Origin of the sequence: Leclercia sp. UBA7405 (assembly GCF_037152215.1) — a bacterium.
Lineage (GTDB): Bacteria > Pseudomonadota > Gammaproteobacteria > Enterobacterales > Enterobacteriaceae > Enterobacter > Enterobacter pneumoniae.
Genome location: NZ_JBBCMR010000012.1, coordinates 1 through 8,592 on the forward strand (window position 1 = coordinate 1; position 8,592 = coordinate 8,592).

An 8,592-nucleotide genomic window follows, 5' to 3' on the forward strand; every position below is an offset into this window, starting at 1 on the left:
TTTAACATAGTCGGCGTGGCCTGGGCAGTCTACGTGTGCGTAGTGGCGAGTCGGGGTGTCATATTCAACGTGAGAAGTGTTGATGGTGATACCACGCGCTTTTTCTTCTGGCGCGTTATCGATCTGATCGAATGCGCGAGCAGCACCGCCGTAGGTTTTAGCCAGTACGGTAGTGATTGCAGCGGTCAGCGTTGTTTTACCATGGTCAACGTGGCCGATAGTACCGACGTTAACGTGCGGTTTTGTACGTTCAAACTTTTCTTTAGACATCGATTGTCCCTCTAAGACACGGATAAATCGGTGATATCACCACATCAACCAGGCGAAATGCCTGAACTGTTGAATACATTGATATTGAAACAGAGAGAAACGGGAGGGAGAAGTGAAGTGGTGCTGATACCCAGAGTCGAACTGGGGACCTCACCCTTACCAAGGGTGCGCTCTACCAACTGAGCCATATCAGCACGTATTGGAGCGGGCAGCGGGAATCGAACCCGCATCATCAGCTTGGAAGGCTGAGGTAATAGCCATTATACGATGCCCGCATCCTGAAACTCGGCTACCCAGTTCTTTCTGTAACAAAAAAAGAGATTTCTCTCTTTTTCTATTCGAGCTGATTTATTTTTTAAACCAGCTCCGGCGGCGTTAACGCTGCCAGAAAGTGGTGGTGGGGGAAGGATTCGAACCTTCGAAGTCTGTGACGGCAGATTTACAGTCTGCTCCCTTTGGCCGCTCGGGAACCCCACCGGACTTGATGGTGCCGACTACCGGAATCGAACTGGTGACCTACTGATTACAAGTCAGTTGCTCTACCTACTGAGCTAAGTCGGCATCAAGTAGCGCGCATTTTAGGGAGACCTGCGCAGTCATGCAACTAAAAAATCACTTAAAACATTCTTTCGCTCACATTTTGCGCGAAGAATGCGGTGAACGCTGCAATTTCATCCATATCGGGTCAATTATTCAGCAGAAATACCCGCTCCATAGCGTTTTTTTCTTACCGTGATGCTCCCCGCGTAACGCATGTCTCGCCTATATTTTTTCTTATTATTCCTCCCATCTGGTGTTAACCTCCTGCCCATTGTCCAAAATTAACTACTACGTGAAGCGCTATCACAGGCTCACAGAAGCATGCTTATGAGCAAAAAAGAGCAAACGCTAATGACGCCCTATCTCCAGTTTAATCGCAGCCAGTGGGCTGCTTTGCGCGACTCCGTCCCTATGACCTTAACCGAGGGGGAGATAGCGCGGTTAAAGGGGATAAACGAAGATCTCTCTCTGGAAGAAGTGGCCGAGATTTACTTACCTCTGTCGCGCTTGCTTAACTTCTATATCAGCTCCAATTTACGCCGACAGGCCGTACTGGAGCAGTTCCTTGGCACCAACGGTCAACGTATTCCTTATATCATCAGCATCGCCGGCAGCGTGGCGGTGGGCAAAAGTACCACGGCTCGCGTGTTACAAGCCCTGCTGAGCCGCTGGCCAGAACACCGCAGCGTAGAATTGATCACCACCGACGGTTTTCTCCACCCGAACGAGGTATTAAAAGAGCGCGGTCTGATGAAGAAAAAAGGCTTCCCGCTCTCCTATGATATGCACCGTCTGGTGAAATTTGTCTCGGATCTCAAGTCCGGCGTGCCAAACGTTACCGCCCCGGTCTATTCGCATCTCATTTATGATCGCATCCCGGATGGTGACAAAACGGTCGTTCAGCCGGACATTCTGATTCTGGAAGGGCTAAACGTCTTGCAGAGCGGTATGGATTATCCGCACGATCCGCATCACGTCTTCGTGTCTGATTTCGTAGATTTCTCGATTTATGTCGATGCCCCGGAAGATTTACTGCAAAGCTGGTATATCAACCGCTTCCTGAAGTTCCGCGAAGGGGCGTTCACCGATCCGGACTCTTACTTCCACAACTATGCCCAGCTTTCTGAAGAAGAAGCGGTGAATGTGGCGACCGCCCTGTGGAACGAGATTAACTACGTTAACTTGAAAGAGAACATCCTCCCTACCCGCGAACGCGCCAGCCTGATCCTCACCAAGAGTGAAAATCATGCGGTGGACCAGGTTCGCCTGCGCAAATAGCAGCCTGACAGGCATAAAAAAACCGGCGATGATCGCCGGTTTTTTGTTTTTCGCTTATGGCTGCGGTTTCTCGCCGTTTTCATCCTGATCGACTGCGAAGCAGGCTACCAGCTGTCCATCATAGTCCTTCAACTGCGGCTGCAACTGCGTGCAGGGCCCGAAGCGACGACGACAGCGGGCGTTGAACGCACAGCCCGGCGGTGGATTCAGCGGGCTCGGCAGCTCGCCGGTCAGCTTGATACGCTCGCGGCGATCGTCCGGATTAAGGCGAGGTGTTGCTGACAGCAGCGCCTGAGTATAAGGGTGACGCGGATTGTTAAAGATCTGGTCTTTGCTCCCCTTCTCTACGCAGCGCCCCAGATACATCACCATCACTTCGTCAGCAATATGCTCCACCACGGAGAGGTCGTGCGAAATGAACACATAAGAGAGCCCCAGTTCCTGCTGCAGATCCATCATCAGGTTTAACACCTGAGCGCGCACAGAAACGTCGAGCGCGGAAACCGGTTCATCGGCAATCACCACGTCCGGGTCAAGCATCAGACCGCGGGCAATGGCGATACGCTGACGCTGGCCGCCAGAGAACATATGCGGGTAGCGATCATAATGCTCGGTTTTCAGCCCCACTTTCGCCATCATCGCCAGCGCTTTTTCCCGGCGCTGCTCTTTACTCAGTGAAGCGTTAATCAGCAGCGGCTCTTCCAGAATCTGTCCCACTTTTTTACGCGGGTTCAGGGAACCGTAGGGGTTCTGGAACACAATCTGGATTTTCTGGCGACGCAGCTTCTGCGCCTGCGGATCGTGCTTAAGCAGATCCTGGCCCTGATAGTACAGTTCGCCGCCGGTTGGTGTTTCGATCATTGTCAGCAGACGACCCAGTGTAGATTTTCCACAGCCAGATTCACCCACTACCGCCAGCGTTTTGCCGCGCTCGAGGTTGAACGACACGCCGTCCAGGGCTTTCACCAGGCGCTCGGGGGCAAACAGTCCCTTCTTAACCGGGTAATGTTTTTTTAGATCGATGGCCTGCAACAGCGGTTGTTGCGTGGCGGCCTGTTGCGTACTCATAGTGTTGGCCTCCCGGCATCATCGAGTGGGTAGTGGCATTTGGACTGACGACCGTCAGCCAGCAGGTTCAGCGCGGGTTCATCGACGCGACACTTATCCGTTGCATACGGACAGCGCGGGTTGAGCAGACAGCCCTGCGGACGGTCATATTTACCCGGTACCACGCCCGGCAGCGAGGCCAGACGCGCTTTATCCTGCGCAAATTCCGGCAGAGCACGCAGCAGAGCCTGGGTGTACGGGTGACGCGGCGCGCGGAAGATGTCGTGCGAACTTCCGGTCTCTACCACCTGGCCTGCATACATTACGATGATTTTGTGCGCCGCTTCGGCCACCAGCGCCAGGTCGTGCGTAATCAGCACCAGCGCCATGTTCTCTTTCTGCTGTAAATCCAGCAGCAGCTCGATGATTTGCGCCTGAATGGTGACATCCAGCGCGGTCGTCGGCTCATCCGCAATTAACAGCTTAGGCCGACAGGCGATCGCCATGGCAATCATCACACGCTGGCTCATCCCGCCCGACAGCTGATGCGGGTAAACATCCAGTCGCGATGCCGGATCCGGTATACCTACCTGGTTCAGTAAGTCGATCGCGCGCTGGCGACGGGTTTTCTTATTCCCGCCCTGGTGCACCTTGATGGCTTCCATAATCTGGAAGCCAACGGTGTAACACGGGTTCAGGCTGGTCATCGGATCCTGGAAGATCATCGCCACTTCAGCACCCACCAGCTGGCGGCGCTGTTTTTCGGAGATACGCTTCAGATCCTGACCGTTAAACTCAAGGTTTTCAGCCATGACGCGGCCGGGATAGTCAATCAGCCCCATAATCGCCAGTGAACTTACTGACTTACCGGAGCCCGATTCCCCTACGATACCAACCACTTCGCCCTGATTTACGCTATAGCTGATGCGGTCCACGGCGCGAAACGGTGTGCCTTCGTCGCCGAAGTGCACCGATAATTCATTTACATTTAATAACGCCATCTCGTGCCTCTTACTGCTTCAGTTTGGGATCAAGTGCATCACGCAGACCATCACCCATCAGGTTAAATGCCAGCACCGTGAGCAGAATCGCCAGACCCGGGAAGGTGACGACCCACCAGGCGCTTTGCGCGAACTGCAACACATCGGAGAGCATGGTGCCCCACTCCGGTGTTGGCGGTTGCGCACCCATGCCAAGGAAGCCAAGAGCGGCCATATCGAGAATGGCGTTAGAGAAACCAAGCGACGCCTGAACAATCAACGGCGCAAGGCAGTTCGGGAAGATATTAACGAACATCTGACGCATCGCACCGGCACCCGCTACGCGGGAAGCGGTGACGTAATCGCGGTTCACTTCTACCAGCACAGCCGCACGCGTGAGACGTACATAGTGAGGTAGTGCCACAAAGGTTAGCGCCAGCGCGGCGTTGCCGATCGACGGGCCGAAGATGGCCACCAATACCAGCGCCAGCAGCAGACTTGGCAGCGCCAGCATAATATCGACGATACGCATAATGATGTTATCAACGATACCGCCGAAGTATCCGGCCACCAGGCCGAGTACCACGCCCATAACCAGCGACAGCACCACCACCAGGCAGCCCACCAGCAGCGACAGACGTGCGCCGTACATCAGGCGCGACAGGACATCACGGCCCACATCATCGGTACCTAACAGATGGGCAAAGGTTCCCCCCTCCTGCCATACCGGTGGCGCCAGAAGCGAATCACGGAACTGATCCGCCGGGTTATAGGGCGCGAGTACGTTCGCAAAGACCGCAATCAGGATCATAACGGTGACATACACCAGCCCTACCACCGCCCCTTTGTTGCGTTTGAAGTAGTGCCAGAACTCCTGCAGCGGCGTCATGGGAACCGGTGCTGCGACCACTTTATTTTCAGTAACTTGTGACATGATGGCCCCTTACTTCTTATGCCGAATACGCGGGTTCACCACGCCGTAAAGCAGATCGACCAGCAGGTTGACGAGGATAATCATCGTCGCCACCAGCAGTACGCCGCCCTGCACCACTGGATAATCGCGGCGTTGCAGCGCGTCGATCAGCCAGCGTCCCAGGCCCGGCCAAGAGAAGATGGTTTCGGTCAAAATCGCCCCCGCCAGCAGCGTTCCCACCTGCAGACCGATAACGGTTACCACCGGCAGCATGGCGTTACGCAGTGCGTGCACGATGATAACGCGCATGCGGGTCAGACCTTTGGCGCGCGCGGTACGGATGTAATCCTCACCCAGCACCTCCAGCATTGAAGAACGGGTCATACGCACGATAACGGCCAGGGGAATGGTGCCCAGCACCATCGCAGGCAGAATCATGTGCGCTACCGCATCAATAAAGTTGCCCTCTTCCCCCCAGATTGCGGTATCAATCAGCATGAATCCGGTGAGAGGGTTGGTGTCATCAAGGAACACCATATCGCTAACTCGCCCGGATACCGGCGTCAGGTTCCATTGCACCGATACCAGCATAATCAGCATCATGCCCCACCAGAAGATAGGCATGGAGTAGCCGGTCAGCGCCAGGCCAACCGCGGTGTGATCGAAGATTGAACCGCGCTTAACGGCAGCCAGCACGCCAACAGGGATGCCTACTGCGGTCGCGAAAATCATGGCGCAGACGCCGAGTTCCAGCGTCGCTTTAAAGCGCGGCACGAACTCGTCCCACACCGGGAGACGGCTTTTCAGCGAGATGCCTAAATCACCATGCAGCACGCCCCAGATATAGTGGAGATATTGCTGCCACAGCGGTTTATCCAGGCCCAGTTCGGCCAGCAGCTGCGCATGACGTTCAGGAGAAATGCCACGCTCGCCCGCCATAATCATTACCGGGTCGCCGGGGATCATATGGACAAAGGCAAAGGTGAGAAGGGTGATACCGATAAACGTGGGGATAACTAGCCCCAGACGTCGGAGGATGAACTGCAACATAACCCGGATTCTCTATAATGACGCACAACCAGGGGATGTGGTCTGTATTGCTCACAAATGTAAATTCCCTCTCCCTTTGGAGAGGTTAAGGGTGAGGGGATGCATGCACGCCCCTCACCCCTGCCCTCTCCCAAAAGGAGAGGGAGAATACCCTACTTATTATTCAACAGAGACGTTTTCGAAGTGGTGTTTGCCCAGTGGATCAACCACGTAGCCTTTCACTTCTTTACGCACTGGTTCGTACACGGTGGAGTGCGCGATGATCAGGGCAGGCGCCTGGTCGTGCATAACCACCTGAGCTTGTTTGTACAGCTCAATACGTTTGTTGTGATCTTCTGCAGCACGCGCCGGCTGAATCAGGTCTTCAAACGGCTTGTAGCACCAGCGAGAGTAGTTGGAGCCATCTTTCGCCGCTGCGCAGCTGAACAGGGTCGCGAAGAAGTTGTCCGGATCCCCGTTGTCGCCCGTCCAGCCCATCATCACGGCCTGGTGTTCGCCCGCTTTAGCACGTTTCAGGTATTCGCCCCACTCATAGGTCACGATCTTGGCCTGAACGCCAATCTTCGCCCAGTCAGCCTGAATCATCTCGGCCATACGGCGAGCGTTCGGGTTGTACGGACGCTGTACCGGCATCGCCCACAGCTCAACGGTAAAGCCTTTATCCTGACCCGCTTCTTTCAGCAGGGCTTTCGCTTTCTCAGGATCGTAGTTGTAGTCTTTAACGTCGTCGTTATAGCCCCACATGGTCGGCGGGATCAGGTTTTTGGCAGCAACGCCAGCGCCCTGGTAAACCGCTTTGATGATCGCTTCTTTGTTCACCGCGTAAGTCAGCGCCTGACGCACTTTCACGTCATCAAACGGTTTCTTCTCGGTGTTGAAGGAGAGGTAACCCACGTTCAGGCCCGCCTGCTCCAGCAGGTTGATGTTTTTGTCCTGCTTCATACGTGCGATATCAGCCGGGTTTGGATACGGCATGACCTGGCACTCGTTTTTCTGCAGTTTCGCATAACGTACGGAGGCGTCAGGCGTGATGGAGAAGACCAGACGGTCGATCTGCGGCTTGGTGCCCCAGTAGCCTTCAAAGGCTTTGTACAGAATGCGGGAGTCTTTCTGGTATTGCAGGAGCTGGAACGGACCGGTACCGACCGGGTTCAGGTCGACTTTTTCCGGCGTGCCGGCTTTCAGCATGTTGTCGGCATACTCTTTAGACAGGATAGAGGCGAAGTCCATGGCCAGGTCAGCCAGGAATGGCGCTTCTGGACGCGTCAGGACGAACTGAACGGTTTTATCGTCCACTTTCTTCACTTCGCTAATCAGGTCTGGCAGGCCCATCCCTTCGAAGTATTCATAGCTGCCGCCAGAAACTTTATGGTACGGGTTCTGGGCATTTTTTTGACGATCAAAGGAGAACACAACGTCGTCGGCATTAAAGTCGCGCGTTGGTTTGAATTCTTTGCTGTCCTGCCACTTCACACCCTGACGCAGGTGGAAGGTATAGGTTTTGCCGTCTTCGCTGACTTCCCACTTCTCTGCCAGACCCGGAATCACTTCCGTGGTACCGGTTTTGAATTCAACCAGACGGTTATAGATAGGTACGGAGCTAGCGTCGTACGTGGTACCAGAGGTAAACAGCTGTGGGTTAAAGCCTTCCGGCGAGCCTTCAGAACAGTAGACCAGGGTTTTTGCCTGCACGCTAGCCGCGACGGTCATTGCCACCAGGCTCAGACCAAGCTTCAGCATCCCTGACTTCTTCAAGGAAATACTCATTATTATTCTGCTCCAATGTGATGTTTTTTGTTGTGTTACGCCGCCTGACCTTTAATTTATTTTTTACCCGGTCCGGTCGGTGATGCCCGAAGGCGTTATAAGGGATGGAGATTCCTTTCAGAAGAGCAACTGAGTTGCAGCGCAGATTCTCCCTGAAATGCCCCTCGTGCCCTACAATCTGTCAACAGAATGTGAAAACGTCAATACAGGTGACGGGGATTTACGCTAAGTGTGAGAATCAGCAAACAAAGATTAAAAAAACCCAGAGGCACTATTTTCAGCAGGGAAATTTATGCTACCCGCCATGATGCAGCACAACTCACTTCTTATTCTGCTGTGACCAGTGATTAACATTTATTCAGACGGGTTAAATTTTCTTACAGGATGGTGAATATCTGAGCACTAAATTCCGCGAACGCTAAAACGCACAGCGGAAAATGCTGAGGTTATCCATAAGCAACGCGAAAAAAGATCTATCTATGTATAAAAAAATACAATGGAATATGTCACAAAAACGTTAACAGGCAGGGTTAATGGAAGGTAACAAGCGTTTTAGTTTGTTGTCGTAATTAACTGTAGGCGCCAGAAGCAAAAAAAGCCTGCTCAGTGAGCAGGCTTTTGAATTTGGTCGGTGCCAGAGGATGACTCGCCACTCCGTGGCTCGCCCTTCGGGCCGTTGCTGACGCAACGTTCTCTCGCTTCGCTCGAGTCGAACCTCTGCCCCCCGGAGGTTCTCATCCTCGCAAG

7 protein-coding genes, 4 tRNA genes and 1 other RNA gene are annotated in these 8,592 nt (G+C 53.9%); 1 reads left to right on the forward strand and 11 read right to left on the reverse strand.

Annotation, left to right across the window (positions count from 1 at the left end; translation table 11 throughout):
- The 5 genes from WFN75_RS22390 to WFN75_RS22410 form a co-directional block, all read right to left on the reverse strand.
- A partial coding sequence (locus WFN75_RS22390) for a GTP-binding protein (RefSeq protein WP_000031677.1) occupies positions 1-270 on the reverse strand: 270 nt, incomplete at its 3' end.
- A 118-nt stretch (positions 271-388) separates the two neighbouring features.
- Positions 389-464, reverse strand: a tRNA-Thr gene (locus WFN75_RS22395).
- 6 nt (positions 465-470) lie between these two features.
- A tRNA-Gly gene (locus tag WFN75_RS22400) sits at positions 471-545 on the reverse strand.
- 117 nt (positions 546-662) lie between these two features.
- Positions 663-747 (reverse strand) — tRNA-Tyr (locus WFN75_RS22405).
- An 8-nt stretch (positions 748-755) separates the two neighbouring features.
- A tRNA-Thr gene (locus tag WFN75_RS22410) sits at positions 756-831 on the reverse strand.
- A gap of 306 nt (positions 832-1,137) precedes the next feature.
- On the opposite strand from WFN75_RS22410, the gene coaA reads away from it, so the two are divergent.
- The gene (gene coaA / locus WFN75_RS22415) at positions 1,138-2,088 is read left to right on the forward strand and encodes a type I pantothenate kinase (RefSeq protein WP_040077924.1); all 951 of its coding nucleotides are present in this window, start codon (positions 1,138-1,140) and stop codon (positions 2,086-2,088) included.
- 54 nt (positions 2,089-2,142) lie between these two features.
- On the opposite strand, the gene dppF is transcribed toward coaA, so the two are convergent.
- The 6 genes from dppF to WFN75_RS22445 all read right to left on the reverse strand — a co-directional run.
- The gene (dppF, locus tag WFN75_RS22420) at positions 2,143-3,156 is read right to left on the reverse strand and encodes a dipeptide ABC transporter ATP-binding subunit DppF (RefSeq protein WP_046886255.1); all 1,014 of its coding nucleotides are present in this window, start codon (positions 3,154-3,156) and stop codon (positions 2,143-2,145) included.
- Positions 3,153-4,136 (reverse strand): dipeptide ABC transporter ATP-binding protein, encoded by a 984-nt coding sequence (gene dppD / locus WFN75_RS22425; protein WP_040077920.1) that lies wholly within the window; start codon positions 4,134-4,136, stop codon positions 3,153-3,155. The genes dppF and dppD overlap by 4 nt, the downstream gene beginning before the upstream one ends.
- Before the next feature lie 10 nt (positions 4,137-4,146).
- The gene (dppC, locus tag WFN75_RS22430; protein ID WP_046886256.1) at positions 4,147-5,049 is read right to left on the reverse strand and encodes a dipeptide ABC transporter permease DppC; all 903 of its coding nucleotides are present in this window, start codon (positions 5,047-5,049) and stop codon (positions 4,147-4,149) included.
- A gap of 9 nt (positions 5,050-5,058) precedes the next feature.
- Positions 5,059-6,078, reverse strand: a complete 1,020-nt coding sequence (gene dppB, locus WFN75_RS22435) for a dipeptide ABC transporter permease DppB (protein ID WP_040077917.1) — start codon at positions 6,076-6,078, stop codon at positions 5,059-5,061.
- 159 nt (positions 6,079-6,237) lie between these two features.
- Complete coding sequence (gene dppA, locus WFN75_RS22440) at positions 6,238-7,845, reverse strand: dipeptide ABC transporter periplasmic-binding protein DppA (RefSeq protein WP_207292773.1); 1,608 nt, start codon at positions 7,843-7,845, stop codon at positions 6,238-6,240.
- Between the two features lie 625 nt (positions 7,846-8,470).
- Positions 8,471-8,592, reverse strand: a non-coding RNA gene (locus tag WFN75_RS22445) — RtT sRNA; the annotation flags it as partial.